The organism is Exiguobacterium sp. s64 (assembly GCF_018618035.1).
In the GTDB taxonomy this organism is placed as follows: Bacteria; Bacillota; Bacilli; order Exiguobacteriales; family Exiguobacteriaceae; genus Exiguobacterium; species Exiguobacterium mexicanum_A.
This window is the reverse complement of sequence record NZ_JACSLH010000004.1, coordinates 204,738-222,778: the sequence shown is the minus strand read 5'-3', so window position 1 is coordinate 222,778 and position 18,041 is coordinate 204,738. Positions and strand designations below refer to the sequence as shown.

18 protein-coding genes are annotated in these 18,041 nt (G+C 55.3%); 1 reads left to right on the top strand and 17 read right to left on the bottom strand.

Annotated features, from left to right (window positions below):
- Window positions 1-110: 110 nt before the first annotated feature.
- The 13 genes from KNP64_RS08680 to hprK form a co-directional block, all read right to left on the bottom strand.
- Entirely contained in the window at window positions 111-806 is a 696-nt protein-coding gene (locus tag KNP64_RS08680; protein ID WP_214787657.1) for a MerR family transcriptional regulator, read from the bottom strand.
- A gap of 57 nt (window positions 807-863) precedes the next feature.
- Window positions 864-1,304 carry a hypothetical protein gene (locus tag KNP64_RS08675; protein ID WP_214792831.1) on the bottom strand — a complete coding sequence of 147 codons (441 nt, stop codon included), beginning with the start codon at window positions 1,302-1,304 and terminating at the stop codon, window positions 864-866.
- Window positions 1,305-1,366: 62 nt separating this feature from the next.
- Complete coding sequence (locus KNP64_RS08670) at window positions 1,367-1,882, bottom strand: DUF2179 domain-containing protein (protein WP_021065440.1); 516 nt, start codon at window positions 1,880-1,882, stop codon at window positions 1,367-1,369.
- A 95-nt stretch (window positions 1,883-1,977) separates the two neighbouring features.
- Window positions 1,978-2,214, bottom strand: a complete 237-nt coding sequence (locus KNP64_RS08665; RefSeq protein WP_021065439.1) for a hypothetical protein — start codon at window positions 2,212-2,214, stop codon at window positions 1,978-1,980.
- Between the two features lie 86 nt (window positions 2,215-2,300).
- Window positions 2,301-3,254, bottom strand: coding sequence for a DNA-binding protein WhiA (gene whiA, locus KNP64_RS08660; RefSeq protein ID WP_034778536.1), 954 nt, complete (start codon window positions 3,252-3,254; stop codon window positions 2,301-2,303).
- A 31-nt stretch (window positions 3,255-3,285) separates the two neighbouring features.
- Window positions 3,286-4,281: a gluconeogenesis factor YvcK family protein gene (locus tag KNP64_RS08655; protein WP_034778537.1), complete on the bottom strand. Its 996-nt coding sequence runs from the start codon at window positions 4,279-4,281 to the stop codon at window positions 3,286-3,288.
- A 1-nt stretch (window position 4,282) separates the two neighbouring features.
- The gene (gene rapZ / locus KNP64_RS08650) at window positions 4,283-5,155 is read right to left on the bottom strand and encodes an RNase adapter RapZ (RefSeq protein ID WP_029595053.1); all 873 of its coding nucleotides are present in this window, start codon (window positions 5,153-5,155) and stop codon (window positions 4,283-4,285) included.
- Between the two features lie 125 nt (window positions 5,156-5,280).
- Window positions 5,281-6,234: a thioredoxin-disulfide reductase gene (gene trxB, locus KNP64_RS08645; RefSeq protein ID WP_029595052.1), complete on the bottom strand. Its 954-nt coding sequence runs from the start codon at window positions 6,232-6,234 to the stop codon at window positions 5,281-5,283.
- 68 nt (window positions 6,235-6,302) lie between these two features.
- Window positions 6,303-7,775, bottom strand: coding sequence for a tetratricopeptide repeat protein (locus KNP64_RS08640; protein ID WP_251126374.1), 1,473 nt, complete (start codon window positions 7,773-7,775; stop codon window positions 6,303-6,305).
- Window positions 7,776-8,070: 295 nt separating this feature from the next.
- The gene (locus KNP64_RS08635) at window positions 8,071-8,553 is read right to left on the bottom strand and encodes an acyltransferase (RefSeq protein ID WP_034778539.1); all 483 of its coding nucleotides are present in this window, start codon (window positions 8,551-8,553) and stop codon (window positions 8,071-8,073) included.
- On the bottom strand, window positions 8,546-9,196 hold the full coding sequence (gene ppaX / locus KNP64_RS08630; protein WP_034778540.1) for a pyrophosphatase PpaX: 651 nt from the start codon (window positions 9,194-9,196) through the stop codon (window positions 8,546-8,548). Before ppaX ends, KNP64_RS08635 begins: the two co-directional genes overlap by 8 nt.
- On the bottom strand, window positions 9,196-10,014 hold the full coding sequence (gene lgt, locus KNP64_RS08625; RefSeq protein ID WP_138859070.1) for a prolipoprotein diacylglyceryl transferase: 819 nt from the start codon (window positions 10,012-10,014) through the stop codon (window positions 9,196-9,198). Before lgt ends, ppaX begins: the two co-directional genes overlap by 1 nt.
- Window positions 10,014-10,952 (bottom strand): HPr(Ser) kinase/phosphatase, encoded by a 939-nt coding sequence (hprK, locus tag KNP64_RS08620; protein WP_214792828.1) that lies wholly within the window; start codon window positions 10,950-10,952, stop codon window positions 10,014-10,016. Before hprK ends, lgt begins: the two co-directional genes overlap by 1 nt.
- Window positions 10,953-11,103: 151 nt before the next feature.
- Between hprK and KNP64_RS08615 the strand changes: the two genes are divergently transcribed.
- Window positions 11,104-11,460, top strand: a complete 357-nt coding sequence (locus tag KNP64_RS08615; protein ID WP_029595046.1) for a hypothetical protein — start codon at window positions 11,104-11,106, stop codon at window positions 11,458-11,460.
- Between the two features lie 49 nt (window positions 11,461-11,509).
- Here KNP64_RS08615 and KNP64_RS08610 read toward each other — a convergent pair whose 3' ends face one another.
- The 4 genes from KNP64_RS08610 to uvrB all read right to left on the bottom strand — a co-directional run bounded on the left by KNP64_RS08610 (window position 11,510) and on the right by uvrB (window position 18,028).
- On the bottom strand, window positions 11,510-11,869 hold the full coding sequence (locus tag KNP64_RS08610) for a hypothetical protein (protein WP_214711535.1): 360 nt from the start codon (window positions 11,867-11,869) through the stop codon (window positions 11,510-11,512).
- A gap of 63 nt (window positions 11,870-11,932) precedes the next feature.
- Window positions 11,933-13,111 carry a DUF4097 family beta strand repeat-containing protein gene (locus tag KNP64_RS08605; protein ID WP_214792826.1) on the bottom strand — a complete coding sequence of 393 codons (1,179 nt, stop codon included), beginning with the start codon at window positions 13,109-13,111 and terminating at the stop codon, window positions 11,933-11,935.
- 66 nt (window positions 13,112-13,177) lie between these two features.
- Complete coding sequence (uvrA, locus tag KNP64_RS08600; protein ID WP_029595043.1) at window positions 13,178-16,051, bottom strand: excinuclease ABC subunit UvrA; 2,874 nt, start codon at window positions 16,049-16,051, stop codon at window positions 13,178-13,180.
- Entirely contained in the window at window positions 16,052-18,028 is a 1,977-nt protein-coding gene (uvrB, locus tag KNP64_RS08595) for an excinuclease ABC subunit UvrB (protein ID WP_251126373.1), read from the bottom strand.
- Window positions 18,029-18,041 lie beyond the last annotated feature (13 nt).

Genomic DNA, 18,041 nt, shown 5'->3' with positions numbered 1-18,041 from the left:
GTATGTCGACTTCTCGTCATAAAAAAACACTCCCCAATCAGATAAACAGATTTGTTATTTCATCTGTCTACTTATTGGGGAGCATATCACTCCGGGAAAGGCGCTTCTTTTTATTGGACAGGTAACCAAATTTCAATCAAATCGTCAGCCCCGTCTTGCCCATGAATGTAGCGCTCAAAATCGAGTGCATCCCGCAACGTTACATCCGGCAACGCTAGAAGTTGATTATACGTCGTGGGGATGGCCGGGATTCCGCCTTCGACCGTGGCTACAAGGTAACGTCCTGCCGACAGTTCAACCTGTCTTCCCTCTTCTCCTATGACAGGATCAGTCATCCCTGCTAGATAAGCTTCTTCTTTCGCCAAACAGACGCCATATGATTCGTCTGTCGTCAGCTCTGGTTGCAGTTTTTCCCAAACGAATGGGATTGTGGTGAGTTCGGATACATAACCGTTTACGATTTTCGGTCGGTCCCACATCTCATAACGTACTTTCATTGAATCTCCCCCTGTTTGCATCCATTTGATTTGTTGCTCGACTTGTCGCAACGCCTCGATTTCGCGTTGGACCTCATCAAGTCTGCTGTCGAGTAACTCGCTCACACTTTTTGCCGTCTGAATTTGTTCGAGCGAGATACCCATTTGGCGTAGTAACTTGATTTCGTTCAGGCGTCTTATTTCTTCCATCCCGTATAACCGATACTGATTATCTAAACGAGTCGGTCGGACGAGTCCTTTCGCTTCATACCATTTGATTGCTTTAGTGGACAACCCCGTTAGATGGACCACTTTTCCGATTTGAATCATTGGCGTCCCCCCTTCTCGTTGATCATAAAGCCGCCCGTAGCGGACAGGTCAACTCTTTTATTCCTCGACCTCGACCCCGAACACATAGCGGCTGTCCCCACGCGGCCACTCCCCGCCCGTCTCGAACAAATAGACGCCCGGTGCGTCGGGCACGACGGGTTCAGACCGTACGAGCTCCCCGTCGATGATTTGATGGAATGAGACGTTCGACGGCTCGGCATGGAACTCGACATCAATCTCGGCACCCGGCTCGACGGGCACGAGCTGCAAGTCGTCCGCTTCCGGCAACCCGTGGTCTTCACATACCGCCTCGCCCCCATTGAACCAGCAGAACGTCGACTGTTTCACTTCGGCCGTCACCGATCCGATCCGGACTGTCGGGAGCGGCGGTTTGATCGAGGACTCCGACTTCCAAAACGAGGTGGCGAACAGCGCGCCGCCGACGAGAATCAACCCAACCACGACGATCCATAACCCTTTTCGTCTCAACTCGCTCATCTCCTTTGTTCCTGTATTCCCCGTTCCACGAAAAAACGACCCACTTCCGTGAGTCGTCCCGCTCATTTCGGGCGTCGGAGCCCTTTCATCATATAGCCGCCTTTAAAGTCGATCGGATCGAATGCGACGAGGAACGCCTTCGGCTCATACTCCTCGACCATTTGCCGCAAATCTTTCATCCGTGTCCGTGCCGCCAAGACGTCGAGACGATATCGGATGCCGTCACGTCCCTGTCCTTGGTAATGCGTCACGCCATAACCGCTGTCGCGCATCTTTTGGATGAGCTCGGCCGGGAACTCTTGTGTGTGGACTTGGATCATGTTGTAGCCGATGGCAAGCTTACGCTCGACGTAACCGCCGACGAGAATCCCGAGCCCGAATCCGACCGCATAGACGATCATGCCGAGCGTCGTCAAATCTTGGAACACGATCCCGAGCGCGAAGATATAGATCAGCGTCTCAAGCGTCCCGAACAGCCCCGCAATCATCGTTTTTCCTTTGACGAGCATGATTGTCCGAAGCGTCAGCACCGGTACGTAGACGAGTTGTAATACTAGGATGAGCAAGATTTGCCCCATAGGATCGACCTCCATTCGAATTCAATATAACCACTATTCCAAATTTTAAGGCCGGATGCAACCAAAAAAGGCTGACCGCAGTCAGCCTTTCGCAATTATTTGTCTAAGTTATCCACGCTCGTGAGCAGTTCATAATCTTTGCGGATGACCTGATAGATGGCGTTCGTGTCACCTGACAATACTTCTTCCGCGCGCAATTGGTTGAGGAAGAGGCTTGTCGCGAACGTGACGAGGGCGCTTTTCGGGATCCCGATTTGTTTCGCACGCTCCGTGATGACCTGGTCTAAATCAGCGTCGATCGTGAGCGAGATTCTTTTCTTTGCATTCGACATAATCATGAAGCTCCTTTAAGTTACATTTCTAAGTCCTATACACAATTGCTAATTATATAGGAAGAACGGTTTTGGTGCAACCGGGGTCACGATGAGCTGATTTCTTCACCGTTTCGCACCTTGTCCGCGATCTGGTCGATCTTGCGGAGCCGATGGTTGATCCCCGATTTCGAGATCGGTCCCGTCTCGAGCATCTCGCCGAGTTCTTGGAGCGAGACGTCTTGATGGGTGACCCGGAGCTCGGCGATTTCCCGGAGTTTGACCGGTAAGATTTCAAGCCCGACCGTGCGCTCGAGGAACTTGATGTTCTCGACTTGGCGGAGCGCCGCCCCGACAGTCTTGTTCAAGTTCGCCGTCTCACAGTTGACGAGCCGGTTGACCGAGTTGCGCATGTCTTTGATGATACGCGCGTCCTCGAAGTCGAGCATGCCGCGCGTCGCCCCGATGAGTTTCAGGAAGTCCGAGATCTTTTCACTCTCTTTGATATAGAGGATGTGCCCTTTCTTCCGCTCGAGCGTTTTCGCGTTCAAGCCGAAGCGGTTGGCGAGGTCACGGAGCGCCTGGTTATGGTTCTCGTACAGGCTGTACACCTCGAGGTGATACGACGACGTCTTCGGATGGTTGATTGACCCGCCGGCAAGGAACGACCCGCGTAAATAGGCACGGGCGAGGTTCTCGTCACGTGTCATGTCCGAGTTGAGCGTGCGGATCATCTCGTAGTTCTCCCCGAGGATTTCAAGGTCTCGAAGCATCGTCTCGGCACGCTGGGCGACCCGGACGATATAGACGTTGTTCTTCTTCAACCGCATTTTCTTCCGTACGAACAAATCGAGATGATGGTCGTACAGCCGTTTCATGAGGGAATAGATTCGACGTGCGATGGCGGCGTTCTCAGTCGAGACGTCGAGCGTCATCCCTCGCCCTAAAGCGAGCGAAATGACGCCGTTCATCCGGACGAGCGCGGATAGTTCCGCTTTCGCCTCGGCATCGGTCACGACGAGTTGCGTCAATTCTTTTTTGACGTCAGAGGCAAAGCTCATGCCGGTCCCCTCCTTTCTGTTCAATCACAACTTATTTCAGCTCAAGTTCTTGGAACGAGCGTGGTTTCTTGATGCGCAGGACACGTTGCATGACGAGTCCGGCGATGGCGTCCGAGTCGTGGCGGATATAGTCACGGTTATAGTCGACGATGTCCCCCGCGAGCACGTTCGTGCCGTAATTTCGAAGCTTCTTCCGATCGAAGCGGACTTCTTCCGAGCCGTCCTCGAGGTAACGCTCTAAATAGATGTCCTCGATTGGCTCGTTGTTGACGACGATCGTGTCGACCGTCGACTTGCCGAGATACGCCTCGATCGATTTCAAATGTTTCATCGCGTCGTACCCTTTCGTCTCACCGGGCTGCGTCATGACGTTGCAGATGTAAACGACCGGTTTCTTGGAGCGGACGATGGCGTCACGCACTTCTGGAATCAAGAGGTTCGGGATGATGCTCGTATACAAGCTCCCTGGACCGAGCACGATCAGATCGGCGTCCTCGATCGCCTCGACGACACCAGCCGCCGGCTTGATACCTTCCTCGAGCAAGAACAGGCGCTTGATTTGTTTCTCGACGAGCGGGATCTTTGATTCACCTTTGACGATCGTCCCGTCCTCGAACTCGGCGGCGAGCGTCATGAGTGTCTCCGTCACCGGGAGCACCTTGCCTTGGGCGTTCAACAGCTGCGACAAGACGTCGACCGCCTTGACGAACGAGCCTTCGCAGATGTGCGTCGCCGCCGTCAACATGAGGTTGCCGAGCGAGTGCCCTTCGAGCCCGTAACCGCTGTCGAACCGATACTGCAAAATCTTGTCCATGAGTGGCTCGACCTCGGACAAGGCGAGGATGACGTTCCGGATGTCGCCCGGCGGTAACATATGGAACTCGTCACGGAGGCGCCCCGAGCTGCCCCCGTCGTCCCCGACCGTGACGATGGCCGTGATGTCGAGCGGATAATGCTTCAAGCCCCGGACGAGCGTCGAGAGGCCCGTCCCTCCACCGATGGCCACCACTTTTCTATCGCGTCTCATCTTATTTCTCCTTCGTCGCATGCGCGAGATCGCGATGGACGGTCTTGACGTTATAGCGTTCGGCGAAATGGGCCGACACTTTCTCGGCGAACGTGATCGAACGGTGCTTCCCGCCCGTACAGCCGAAGGCGACGACGACTTGCGTCTTCCCTTCGCGCTTGTACTGCGGCAACAGGAATTCGAGCATGTCGATCAGTTTTTTATAGAACGCCCGCGCCTCGGGGTGCGACATGACGTAATTCTGGACTTCTTCCGTCTGCCCGGTGAGCGGACGGAGTTCCGGGATATAGAACGGGTTCGTGATGAAGCGGACGTCGAACAACAGGTCGATGTCGAGCGGGACGCCGTGTTTGAACCCGAACGACATGAAGTTGACCGTGAACGGGATCCGTTCCTCGTTGAACTGGAGCAAGATGCGGTCTTTGAGCATCTGCGGCTTCAGGTCGCTCGTATCGTAGAGCGTATGGGCCCGGTCACGGAACCCTTCGAGCAACGAGCGCTCCATCCCGATGCCGACGAGCGGTGCGTCTTCCGGGGCGAGCGGATGCGACCGGCGCGTCTCCTTGTAGCGGCGCACGAGCACTTCGTCCCGTGTGTCGAGATACAACAAGTGCGGGTGCACGTTCTTCTGTTCCAAGTCGTCGATGACGATGAACAGGCTGTCGATGAAGTCGCGCGTCCGTGTGTCGATCGCGACGGCGATCTTCGGCCGGACCGAGCTGATGACATCGATCAATTGCGGCAAGAGCACCGGCGGCAAGTTATCGACGCAAAAATAGCCGAGATCCTCAAAGCTATTCATTGCGACCGATTTCCCGGCCCCGCTCATCCCGCTGATGATGATCAATTCTTCCAATCCTTTAAAGTCTTCCATGTCACTGACGCCCCCTTAAAATTGACAACCGAGCCGTGTGTGCAGCTCTCTTCTGTCCTTAGTATAACGAACGTCCGAAAAAAAGAGAAGGGATTGCGGTCGCCCGCAATCCCTTCTGCCTCATGTCACGCGTTTTGTTCGTGCAACGCCTCGAGGAGCCCCTCGATATAGTGTTGCGCGTTTTGAGCGGCAATCGATCCGTCGTTCGTCGCGGTGACGACTTGACGGAGCGTCTTGTCACGTACGTCGCCGGCTGCGAAAATCCCTGGGATCTTCGTCTCCATCGCTTCGTTCGTGACGATATAGCCTTGCTCGTTCGTGATGCCGAGGTCTTTGACGAAACCAGTGATCGGGTTCATACCAATATAGATGAACACACCGTCGATTTCGTGGTCCGACTCGGTCCCATCGACCGTGCTGACGAGACGTGCCCCACCGACTTTACCATCCGCTTCCACGATCTCTTTGAGCGTGTGGTTCCAGATGAAGTCGATTTTCGGGTTGTCGAACGCCCGTTTTTGAAGAATCTTCTGCGCGCGAAGCTCGTCGCGACGGTGAACGATTGTCACCTTGTCAGCAAAACGTGTCAAGAACACGCCTTCCTCGACAGCTGAGTCGCCGCCGCCGATGACGAACAAGTTCTTCCCTTTGAAGAACGCCCCGTCACAGACCGCACAATACGATACACCGCGGCCGCCGAGCTCTTCTTCGCCCGGGACACCGATTTTCTTGTACTGTGCGCCAGAAGCGAGGATGATCGCCCGTGCTTTATAGTCACGGTTGTGCGCGTGGACGACTTTATATTCCGTCTCGTCCGAGATGCTTTGGACGTCGCCATAAGCGTACTCCGCCCCGAATGCTTTCGAGTGGTCGAACATTTTTTGAGACAAGTCTGGGCCGAGGATGCTGTCATAGCCCGGATAGTTTTCGATATCTTCCGTGTTCGCCATCTGTCCACCTGGGATACCGCGTTCGATCATAAGTGTCGATAAGTTGGCACGCGACGCGTAAAGTGCAGCCGTCATTCCGGCTGGGCCGGCCCCGATGATAATGACGTCATAGATTTTTTCTTCTGTCATAATGATTCCACCTCTGCATGAAATTGATTGACTTCAGTATAAGAAACCTAGGGAGGTATCGTCTATCTTTATGCTTGTTCGAGTGTCTGTTTGAACGAACGGATCGTGCCCGTGAGCGTCGCGACGTCGATTCCGAACGTGTCGGCGCAGTCGTTGAGGATGAGGGCATCCCGTTTCGCATAGAACATCCAAACGAGGGCCGCGGCCGATGCCGTGACGTCCTCGAACGATGCCCCGGCAAGGAGCAGGAGTGAGAACCGTTCATAGAAGTCGCCGTCGAGGCTCATCTGTTCCGCTTCCGTCACTTCCGTCTCGGCGAGCACGAGGGCCTCATACGCCTGAGCGATCCGGGCGTCACCGGTGAACGGTGCCCCGCAAATCTCAGCACGGCATTTCTCGGCGAAGGCGAGCACCGTCTCGTTGTCGGTGATCCCGTTCGTCAACGCGAGTGCTTCAAACGCCTCGTCGTCGGCAAGTTTCGAGATGATTCGGATGATTTCGATGCGAGCCGCGTCTTCTTCTTGGCGCAACCCTTGGACGAGTGCCGAACGGAACTCGAGGTTGTCGCGGATGTCATACGGGCTCGCTTCTTCAAATTGTTTCAACTCGTCACTGTTCAAATAGGTGGCCGCTTCTTCAAGACGCCCGGTCTTGTAGGCGGACACGCTGAGCCAATGCCCGAACAGTGAATCCCCACGGAATCCGCGGTCTTTCAAAAGGCGGAGTTCTTCGTACGCGCGGTCGTATTGACCGACGAGCGCGAGTGTCGTGGCGAGTTTATAGCGCAAGTCGAACTGGAGCGGGCGGACCCGTGTCAGCGGGACCGACAATTGGAGCGCCGCTTCTGATTGTCCGGCCTCATGCAACAACAAAATCGTGTTCAAAATCGCATGCAAGTTGCCCGGGTTTTCATCGAGCACGTACTCGAGCGTCTCGAACGCCGCTTCATCGTTGCCGAGATAAAAATTGACGACGGCCAAGTTGTTGAACGCCGGCCAAAAGCGCGGATAGCGGTCGATTAACCGTTCGAGCGTCGACTTGGCGGCGAACAAGCGGCCTTTGTCGATATGCTGCTGGGCCTCGGTGTGCCACGTGATCAACTCGTCTTCATCTTCGTCCTCGAGTTCTTGCTCGAGTTCGATCAGTTCTAATAGCGATTGGACCGAGTCCGCATAGCGCCCGTGTGCCTCGACTTCGAGGTAACGTTTCGCATACATCGCTGCTTCTTCATATAAAGAGATATAAGCGCAATTGCTCGCAAGGTGATACAAGGCCTCGGTTGACGTCTCATCGAGTTCTAGCACCCGTTTCCACACGTCATTGGCGTGATAGATCTCCCCTACTTCAAATAACAGTTCAGCGTACTGTTTGTGATAGTCGACGCGGTGCGCTGCAGCGGCAGTGGCTTCAGCCATGAAAAAAGTCGCTTCATCTAGGCGACCTTCACGTAACGCACGACGACCTCTATAGTAGTGGAGCTCCGCGGCGAGCGGAGATTCTGGTTCGGGTAGCGTCATTACTGCTTCATAGTTCGCTTCCATATTCTAAATCCTCCACATCATCTCTAAATCTATTTTTAGTTGCAGGGTTAAGAATACCTCACTCAAACAACGAGGGCAACTGAAAAACTTAAAAAAAATCGGGACTATATTCCTTCTATAATGAATATATTTTGCTAGGTCGTTCAAATGCTTTTCGACAAAAATATGGAGGTTTCATGTCAGCGCTCATAGACACAAAAAAGCGGTATCGCCTTTAAAAAAAGTGATACCGCCCTAGTAATTTTATGAGGCCCCATATGTCTTGACCTCAAAATGATTTCGCGCTAAATTGTGTCTATTTTGTGTCGATGGTATGGAGCTTTGCCCCAACGACGCGCTCTCCGGGCGCGACATCACGATGGACGACGGCCCCGGCACCGATGACGGCCCGGTCGCCAATCGTCACGCCAGGTAAAATCGTGACGTTCGCCCCGATCAACACCTCGTCCCCGATGTGGACGTCGCCAATCCGATACTCGTCGACGAGATACTCGTGACAGAGGATCGTCGAGTTGAACCCGATGACCGTGTTGCGGCCGATCGAAATCCGCTCCGGGAACATGACGTCCGGCGTCACCATGAGGGCGAGCGCGCTATACTCCCCGATTTCCATACCGAGGAACGTCCGGTATAGCCAGCGCTTCGCCTTGACGGACGGGAAGTACCGGCCGATCAAGACGACGGTCGTGTTTTTGAAGACACGCAGGAAACGAATCGTCCGATACATCTGCCAGAGCGGATTCGGACCGTCGAGACGAAACCGTTCCGTCTTACGCATGGACCGTGACCTCGTCGAGCCACGCCTCGAAATGTTCCATCGAGTCGATGATGACGTCCGGTTCGAGCGCTTCGAGGAACGCACGGCCTTTAATGGCCCAGCCGACAGCGACCGTCTTCGTCCCGGCGTTCTTGCCGCTGAAGATGTCCGTGTCGTTGTCCCCGACCATGACAGCGCGGTCCGCCGTCGATCCGAGCGCACGGAGCGCCCGTTCGACCGGTTCGGCGTGCGGTTTCTCATATTCCACATCGTCGGCCGTGACGACCACATCGAACAGATGGTCGATCTTGAACAGACGCAAGCCTTGCTCGACGACGGGACGGCCTTTCGAGGTGACGACGCCCATCTTGTAGCCTTTGGCGTGGAGGCGATACAGCCCCTCGATCACACCCGGATATTCGGCGACGAGCTGGTCGTGCATCGCGATATTGAAGCTGCGATAGAACGCCTGCATCTCTTTCCATTCCGGTTCATTGAGCGCCTTGAACGACTTCTCGAGCGTCGGTCCGATGAACGGGAAGATATCCTCATCGCGATACGTCTCGTCCGGGAAGTAGTACCCGAGCGTGTGACGGAAACTCGCGATGATGAGCGGGTTCGTATCGAGCAACGTACCATCCAAATCGAATAGAAGTGTATCCATCAATCAAACAGTCCTTTCTCTGAAGGGTCGTCGTATCGTTTCGCTTTGCGGCGGACGATCATCATGACGACACCGAATACGATCATCGCAATCGAGACGAGCTGGGCCGTCCGAAGGTCACCAACCATGAGGCTATCTGTACGGAGCCCTTCGATATAGAAGCGTCCAATCGAATACCAGACGAGGTACGATAAGAAGATGTAGCCGCGCGGCGGGTTACCGACCATACGCCAGACGACGAGCAAGATGACGCCGAGGATGTTCCAGACGCTCTCGAACAAGAATGTCGGCAAGTAATAAGCGCCGTCGATATACATCTGATTGACGATCCAATCCGGGAGGAAGAGCGTCTCTTTCAAGAAACGGCTCGTCGTCTCGGCACCGTGCGCCTCTTGGTTCATAAAGTTCCCCCAACGTCCGACCGCTTGCCCGAGCAGGAGCGACGGAGCGAGGATATCGGTGATCTTCCAGAACGACATCGACTTGCGCATGCAATAGATGATGACGACGAGCAGCGCTCCAAAGATGGCACCATGGATTGCAATCCCGCCTTGGCGGATGTCGATGATCTGTCCAAGGTTCTCACTGTAGTAGTCCCATTGGAACGTGACGTAATAAATCCGGGCGAAGACGATGCTGATCGGAATCGACCAGATGATGACATCGACGACCCGCTCCGAATCATAATTGAGTCGTTTCGCCTCGAACAAGGCGAGAACGAGCCCGAGCATCGCTCCGAAGGCGATGATCATCCCGTACCAATAGATCGGGAGTGACCCGATTTCAAACGCGACGCGATCAAACGTTGGCTCTACCATTATTCCATGTCTCCTTCGTTATCGTGGATGGCGTTCGCAAGTCGTTCCGCGAACTCTTCAGCCGTGTTGATCCCCATATTTTGCAGGCGATAGTTCATCGCCGCGACTTCGACGATGACGGCCAAGTTACGTCCTGGGCGAACCGGGATGGTGAGTAACGGCACTTCGCTGTCGATGATTTTCATCGTGTTGTGGTCGAGTCCGACACGATCATATACTTTTCCAGCATTCCAGTTTTCAAGGTTGATGATTAAGCTGATCTTTTTGTGTGAACGGACGGCACCGGCTCCGAACAGCGTCATGACGTCGATGATCCCGATCCCGCGAATCTCGAGCAAGTGACGGATCAACTTCGGTGCCGAACCGACGAGCAACTGGTCCCCGGTCTGGCGAATCTCGACTGAATCGTCGGCGACGAGGCGGTGACCCCGCTTGACGAGTTCGAGTGCGGTCTCAGATTTCCCGACACCGCTCTGTCCTTTGATGAGCACGCCGACGCCGTAGATGTCGACGAGCACGCCGTGCATCGCGGTCATCGGTGCGAGTTCCATCTCAAGGAAGTTTGTGATCTGTGACTCGATCGACGTCGTCATCGCGTTCGTGCGCATGAGCGGGACGTTCGCCGCTTCGGCCTCTTCTTCAATCTCTTTCGGGATATCGAAGCCGCGTGTGATGAGGATGCCCGGTGTCAATTCCGTGCATAAAATCTTCGCCCGCTCGCGGCGGCTCTCTTCTGATAAGCTCGCATAAAACGTTAGCTCGGTCTTCCCGAGCACTTGCAGCCGATTTTTCGCATAGTGCGTGTAGTAGCCGGCAAGGACGAGTCCCGGTCGACTGAGGTCCGGTGTGGCGACGGGACGATGGAGTCCCTCTTCCCCGGCGATGACTTGAAGTTTGAAGCGCTCAACGAGTTGAGCCGTGCGTACGATATTTTGCATGAGTATCTGCCCCTTTCACGCTCATTATTGTATCATAGCTCTTCTGGAGAAGCGTCAACGAAAGTGAGCCGAAATGTGTCAAAAAAAGAGATGAAACTAATTCGTGGCGATTCCGTAGAACGGGTATAGAGGATTAGGGAGGTGAAATCACATGAATTCACTATTTTGGATTGCCATTGTCTTTATTTTTATCGTCGGGATCGCGGCACTCGTCTACTTGGTCAAATCACTGTTTGATATGTGGCGCGAGTATGCGGCGACAAAAAACGAAACGGTGCTCTTATTGTTCATCTTGAACATCGTCGGCCTGTTCTTGTCCGGGTCGCTGTTATCGATGATCGTCGCCATCATCTTCTATTGGAAACGGTCGAAGACGATGCGGAACCTCGGGATTTTCTTACTCATCGCCGGACCGGTCCTCTTCATCCTGTTCATCATCGGCTCATTCACGCTGTATGACGGTCAAATGATGGATTGGGAACAAATGGAGTATCAAATGAATCTATGACATGACAAAAACCCGGAGGCAACCGCCTTCGGGTTTTGTCATGGATGTCTCATTCGCCCGGTACATAGCCGACCACGGTGTTCGACTCCGGTGCGACCGAGATCGTCGGTACGTCGACGCTACTGTTCGGGTCCGCTTCGAACGAGACGGCGAGCGCCTCGGTCCCGGCATACGCATCGTCCAACAGTTCATAACCGTCATCGACCGTGACACGATGTACCTCGGCACTTGCTCCCGCATCGATTGCGGGCTCCTGCCAGTTCCGCGCGGTCACATACGCCCAGGCGACAGCAATCGCTTCGTCGCCAGCCGGCTCGTTCTCATTGACGATGCGCTGTTCGTCGGCACATCCGCCAAGCACCAGCACCGCAATCATCATCCATCCGTACGCTGACACAAATCGCTTCATCCCGTCCCTCCTCGTCTCTCAAGTTAAAAGAAACCCGAAGGCGAGAGGCCTTCGGGTTGTCGGTCATTGCTGATGGAACGGGTTGTTCAAGTCGGCCGGATTGACCGGGTCGACTGGGTCGATTGGTTCCGTCGGTTCGTTTTTGTCCTCTTCGAGGAACGTCGACGGTGTGTGGAGCGAACCGTGTTCGAGGTCGATCGTGCCGGTACGCGTCCCGGCCTCGACTTCGATCCGCGGTGTCTGGCCACGGCCCGACAAGAATTCGAGTCGGCGTTGGGCGACGTCTTTCCGGTCGCGGATGATCTCGAGCTCGTCTAAATTACAGTGGAGACCACCGAAGTTCGTCTCGAGTTCTCCTTCGACCTCGACGCCGTGCGGCAAGACGAGACGGACGTTTCCGGCGAGCGAGGCGAGCTCGAACTTGGCCGGACGTGCCGTCGCGAGTTCGGCGCGGATGTTCCCGTTGCCGGTCTTGAGCGACGCCTTGTCGTATTTGCCGTTCAGGATGACGGCTCCGTTGCCGGTCCGGACGTGGACGAGTTCAGATTCGACCGCTTCGACTTCGACCGTTCCGTTCCCCGTGTTGAGGAGCAGCTCCGAGGCATGTACTTCATGAAGTACGACCCGGCCGTTCGCCGTCTGGATACGAACGCTCTCGACGTCGAGGCCGTCGGCACGGACCTCACCGTTGAGCGTCTGTACGTGTAGGTGATCGAAATGATGATGCGGGACGTACAGTTCGACGTGCGCCCGGACGAGCTTGTCGCGGAGTGACACGACGAGACGGTCACCGATGACCGAATGCTTGACGGCTGACTGGAGCTGTTCGAGCGCCTTGTCCGCGTCCTGCTGACGGAGCGGACGTCCGGTGACGATCAGTTCACACTCGTCGTTGTCCGACGAGACGATCGTCGCCGAGGCGTTGAACAAGTCGAGCGAGATATCTTTCCCGGTGAACGGGAACGATTTCGAATACGTCACTTCCGGCCCGAAGTTCGAGCTGAACGTGAAGTCGCTGTCACGAAGTTTCGTCACGAGCCCTTCGACCGCCGACGTCAGTTTCGTCGTGAGCGACTCGACCGAGTAGGCATCGACTTTCTCCGTCTCTTGACGTTCCTCGAGCGCTTGGACACGCTCAGGCTCCAACTTCTCGAGCCGTTCGAGCTGGGTCATGCCTTCTTCAATCGTCAACTTCCCGTCTTTCACTTGCTGGAGAATCAGTTCACGCATTTCTTGTTTCACTGTTCGTTTCCCCCTTCGATTTGGTCACACGTCAATCATGTTCCCGTTTCTCATCACTTCTATACCTTACTTCCGTTTTCCTGCTTTCGGTTTCGCTCGGGCCGCATCCCGTTCTAACACCGGTTTCAAATACTTGCCGGTGTACGACGCGGCGACTTCGGCGACTTCTTCCGGCGTCCCGGTCGCGACGATCGTACCGCCGCCGTCCCCGCCTTCCGGTCCAAGGTCGATCAAGTAGTCGGCCGATTTGATGACGTCGAGGTTATGCTCGATGACGAGCACCGTGTCCCCGTTCTCGACGAGGCGTTGCAGCACTTTCAACAGACGAGCGATGTCGTCGACGTGAAGACCCGTCGTCGGCTCGTCCAAGATGTAAATCGTCTTCCCGGTCGAACGTTTATGGAGCTCAGAAGCGAGCTTGACGCGCTGCGCTTCCCCGCCGGACAGTTCCGTCGCCGGTTGTCCGAGTTTCATATAACCGAGACCGACGTCAAAGATCGTCTGGATCTTGCGCTTGATTTTCGGAATCTTGTCAAAGAAGTCGAGCCCTTCCTCAATCGTCATATCGAGCACGTCGGCGATCGTCTTACCTTTGTACTTCACTTCGAGCGTCTCACGGTTATAGCGTTTCCCATGACACACTTCACACGGGACGTAGACGTCCGGCAAGAAGTGCATCTCGATCTTGATGATCCCGTCCCCGCGGCACGCCTCACAGCGTCCGCCCTTGACGTTGAAACTGAAGCGCCCTTTCTTATAGCCGCGCATCTTCGCCTCGTTCGTCGACGCGAACACGTCACGGATATCATCGAATACACCGGTATATGTCGCCGGGTTCGACCGCGGCGTCCGTCCGATCGGTGACTGGTCGATATCGATGACTTTGTCGATATGGTCGAGTCCTTCAATCTTCTTATGCTTCCCTGGTTTCGCCTTGGCCCGGTTGATGTGGTGGGCGAGCGATTTATACAGAATCTCGTTGATGAGCGTCGATTTCCCGGAACCGGAGACGCCGGTGACGGCGATGAACATACCGAGCGGAATCGAGACGTCGACCCCTTTCAAGTTGTTCTCTTCCGCCTTCAAGATTTTCAAGAAACGCTCGTCCGGCACTTTCCGTTCGGCCGGGAGCGGGATGAACTTCTTACCGGACAAATATTGGCCCGTGAGCGACTTTCGGTTCTTCATGAGCTGCTTCGGCGTCCCGGCGGCGATGACTTCTCCGCCGTGTTCGCCGGCACCCGGTCCGATGTCGATCAAGTAGTCGGCTGCCATCATCGTGTCCTCATCGTGCTCGACGACGATGAGCGTGTTGCCGATGTCACGCATCTGTTTGAGCGTCGCGATCAAGCGGTCGTTGTCACGCTGATGCAATCCAATCGACGGTTCATCGAGGACGTATAGGACGCCCGTGAGCCGTGAGCCGATTTGGGTCGCGAGACGAATCCGCTGCGCTTCCCCGCCCGAGAGCGTCCCCGCCGCCCGTGACAACGTCAAGTAGTCGAGACCGACGTTGTTCAAGAAGCTGAGCCGCTCACAAATCTCTTGCAAGATGAGACGGGCGATGGCGATATCTTTCTCGCTCAACTCTGTCATGATCGAGTCGAACAACTTGATGGCGTTGACGACGGACAGTGAGGTCACTTGCCCGATATGGTGGCCCGTGATTTTGACGGCGAGCGTCTCTTCTTTCAACCGATAACCGCTGCATGTCGGACAAGCGTGTGTCGCCATGTACGTCTCCATCTGTTCACGGATATAATCGGACGTCGTCTCTTTATAGCGGCGCTCGATGTTGCGGAGCACCCCTTCGAAGAAGATCGTGTTCGTCCGGACTTGTCCGAAATCGTTCTCGTAACGGAACAAGAACGACTCTTCGTCCGTCCCGTGCAAGACGAGGTCTTGGTCACGCTTCGACAGACGTTCGAACGGCACGTCCATATCGATGTCAAAGTGTTTGCACATCGAGGCGAGCAGTTGCGGATAATATTGCGAGCTTGTCGGCTGCCAGGCGACGACGGCGCCTTCCTTCAGCGTCTTCGACGGGTCCGGGATAACGAGTTCCGGGTCGACATCAAGCTTCGTACCGAGCCCGTCACACGTCGGACAGGCACCGAACGGCGAGTTGAACGAGAACATACGCGGCTCGAGTTCGCCAATGGAGAAGCCACAAATCGGACAAGCGTGATGTTCGCTGAACAGGAGCTCGGTGCCGTCCATCTTGTCGATGATGGCTCGGCCGTCGGCAAGGCGAAGCGCCGTCTCGAGCGAGTCGGCAAGACGACCTTCGACGTCAGCGCGGACGACGAGGCGATCGACGACGACTTCGATCGAATGTTTCTTATTCTTATCAAGCTCGATCTCATCGGTCAGTTCGATCGTCTCGCCATTGACACGAACGCGGACGAACCCTTCCTTTTTGAGCGAGTCGAACACTTTGACGTGCGTCCCTTTACGGCCCGAGACGATTGGCGCCAGGATTTGCAGGCGCGTCTTCTCTGGAAGTTCCATCACTTGGTCGACCATCTGCGAGATCGTCTGGCTTGAGATCTCGATGCCGTGACGCGGACAGACCGGTTTCCCGATGCGAGCGAACAAAAGACGTAAGTAGTCATAGATTTCCGTCACCGTTCCGACGGTCGAGCGCGGGTTACGGCTCGTCGTCTTCTGGTCGATCGAGATGGCCGGGCTCAGCCCTTCAATCGTATCGACGTCCGGTTTGTCCATCTGTCCGAGGAATTGACGGGCGTAGGCCGATAGACTCTCGACGTAACGGCGCTGCCCTTCGGCGTAGATGGTGTCGAACGCGAGTGACGATTTACCGGAACCGGACAAGCCCGTCAAGACGACGAGCTGGTCCCGTGGAATATCGATATCAATGTTTTTCAAGTTGTTGACGCGCGCCCCTTTGATGACGATCGCATTTTTCTTTTCAGCCATTTAATTCCCTACCTTCAACTCCAAGATTAAGTCACGCAATTCGGCCGCCCGTTCGAACTGGAGGTCGCGGGCCGCTTGTTTCATTTCTTCTTCTAGCTTGGCGATGGCTTCCTCACGTTCAGCCGGCTTCATCGAGCTGAGTGATTCGAGCACATCCTCCTCGGCGTCGACCGTCGCGCGGATGACGCCGCGTACTTCTTTACGGATCGTCTGCGGCGTGATGCCGTGTTCTTCATTATAGGCTTGTTGAATCGAGCGACGACGATCGGTCTCTTCAATCGCGCGCGTCATCGAGTCGGTCATCTTATCAGCGAACAAGATGACGTGCCCGTTCGAGTTCCGCGCCGCCCGCCCAATCGTCTGAATGAGCGATCGGTCCGAACGGAGGAACCCTTCCTTGTCGGCGTCTAGAATCGTGACGAGACTCACTTCCGGGATGTCTAGTCCTTCCCGCAGTAAGTTGATTCCGACGAGGACGTCGTATTTTCCGAGACGCAGGTCACGGATGATCTCAATCCGCTCGAGCGTCTTGATTTCAGAGTGCATATAGTTGACCTTGATGCCCGCTTCACGCAGATAGTCCGATAAATCCTCGGCCATCTTTTTCGTGAGCGTCGTCACGAGGACGCGTTCGTCCTGTTTGATGCGGTCGCGAATTTGGTCCATCAAGTAGTCGATTTGTCCTTTGATCGGATGAATCTCGATCGTCGGGTCGAGCAGTCCTGTCGGCCGGATGATCTGTTCGATCATGTGCGGGGTATGCTCGAGCTCGAACGGACCTGGTGTCGCCGAGATAAAGATCGCTTGCGACAACTTCTTCTCGAACTCGTCGAACTTGAGCGGACGGTTATCTTTAGCTGAAGGCAGGCGGAACCCGTGGTCGACGAGCACTTGCTTCCGGGCCTGGTCACCGTTATACATGCCGCGTACTTGCGGGAGCGTCACGTGCGACTCATCGGCGACGAGTAGGAAGTCTTTCGGGAAGTAGTCGATGAGCGTGTAAGGCGTCGCCCCTGCCTCGGTCAAGTTCAAATGACGCGAATAGTTTTCGATGCCTGAACAGTAGCCCATCTCACGCATCATCTCGAGGTCATAGTTCGTCCGCTGTTCGAGACGCTGGGCTTCAAGCAGTTTGCCTTCCTCGCGGAACTTCGCGAGCTGTTGTTCGAGCTCGGCCTCGATGTTGACAATCGCTTTTTGCAGCTTCTCGTCGCGGGTGACGAAGTGGGATGCCGGGAAGATCGAGACATGCTCGCGATCGGCGATAATCTCGCCGGTGAGCGGGTCCATCTCGCGGATCCGGTCAATCTCGTCTCCGAAGAACTCGACGCGCAAACACTGCTCGTCGCGTGACGCCGGGAAGATCTCGACGACGTCACCTCGGACACGGAACCGTCCGCGTTGGAAGTCGATATCGTTCCGCTCATATTGGATGTCGATCAACTTGCGGAGCATCTGATCACGGCCCAACTCTTTACCGACGCGGAGACTTAAGACGAGGCTGTTATATTCTTCCGGGTTACCGAGACCGTAGATGCACGACACGGAGGAGACGATGATGACGTCATCGCGCTCGAACAAGGCCGACGTCGCCGAGTGACGAAGTTTATCGATCTCATCGTTGATCGAGGCGTCTTTCTCGATGAACGTGTCCGTCGATGGGACGTACGCCTCTGGCTGATAGTAGTCGTAATAGCTGACGAAATATTCGACGGCGTTGTTCGGGAAGAATTCCTTGAACTCCGAATAGAGCTGCCCGGCGAGCGTCTTGTTGTGGGCCAAGACGAGCGTCGGCTTCTTCACTTCTTGGATGACGTTCGATACGGTGAACGTCTTCCCGGTGCCGGTCGCCCCGAGCAACGTCTGGTACCGGTCGCCGCGATTGACGCCCTCGACGAGCTGTCGAATCGCCTCCGGTTGGTCGCCGGCCGGCTTATATTCTGATTGTAAGCCGAACGGAACGCTAATCTTATCCATATATATTCCTCGC

Bases quoted from the DNA above. Each gene is read 5' to 3' on its own strand.
- KNP64_RS08670 (WP_021065440.1), bottom strand. From the start codon at position 1,882: ATGGGGCAAATCTTGCTCATCCTAGTATTACAACTCGTCTACGTACCG.
- KNP64_RS08655 (WP_034778537.1), bottom strand. From the start codon at position 4,281: ATGAGACGCGATAGAAAAGTGGTGGCCATCGGTGGAGGGACGGGCCTC.
- uvrB (WP_251126373.1), bottom strand. From the start codon at position 18,028: ATGGATAAGATTAGCGTTCCGTTCGGCTTACAATCAGAATATAAGCCG.
- ppaX (WP_034778540.1), bottom strand. From the start codon at position 9,196: ATGGATACACTTCTATTCGATTTGGATGGTACGTTGCTCGATACGAAC.
- lgt (WP_138859070.1), bottom strand. From the start codon at position 10,014: ATGGTAGAGCCAACGTTTGATCGCGTCGCGTTTGAAATCGGGTCACTC.
- KNP64_RS08635 (WP_034778539.1), bottom strand. From the start codon at position 8,553: ATGCGTAAGACGGAACGGTTTCGTCTCGACGGTCCGAATCCGCTCTGG.
- KNP64_RS08610 (WP_214711535.1), bottom strand. From the start codon at position 11,869: ATGAAGCGATTTGTGTCAGCGTACGGATGGATGATGATTGCGGTGCTG.
- hprK (WP_214792828.1), bottom strand. From the start codon at position 10,952: ATGCAAAATATCGTACGCACGGCTCAACTCGTTGAGCGCTTCAAACTT.
- KNP64_RS08615 (WP_029595046.1), top strand. From the start codon at position 11,104: ATGAATTCACTATTTTGGATTGCCATTGTCTTTATTTTTATCGTCGGG.
- KNP64_RS08640 (WP_251126374.1), bottom strand. From the start codon at position 7,775: ATGGAAGCGAACTATGAAGCAGTAATGACGCTACCCGAACCAGAATCT.
- whiA (WP_034778536.1), bottom strand. From the start codon at position 3,254: ATGAGCTTTGCCTCTGACGTCAAAAAAGAATTGACGCAACTCGTCGTG.
- KNP64_RS08675 (WP_214792831.1), bottom strand. From the start codon at position 1,304: ATGAGCGAGTTGAGACGAAAAGGGTTATGGATCGTCGTGGTTGGGTTG.
- trxB (WP_029595052.1), bottom strand. From the start codon at position 6,234: ATGACAGAAGAAAAAATCTATGACGTCATTATCATCGGGGCCGGCCCA.
- KNP64_RS08665 (WP_021065439.1), bottom strand. From the start codon at position 2,214: ATGTCGAATGCAAAGAAAAGAATCTCGCTCACGATCGACGCTGATTTA.
- rapZ (WP_029595053.1), bottom strand. From the start codon at position 5,155: ATGGAAGACTTTAAAGGATTGGAAGAATTGATCATCATCAGCGGGATG.
- uvrA (WP_029595043.1), bottom strand. From the start codon at position 16,051: ATGGCTGAAAAGAAAAATGCGATCGTCATCAAAGGGGCGCGCGTCAAC.
- KNP64_RS08680 (WP_214787657.1), bottom strand. From the start codon at position 806: ATGATTCAAATCGGAAAAGTGGTCCATCTAACGGGGTTGTCCACTAAA.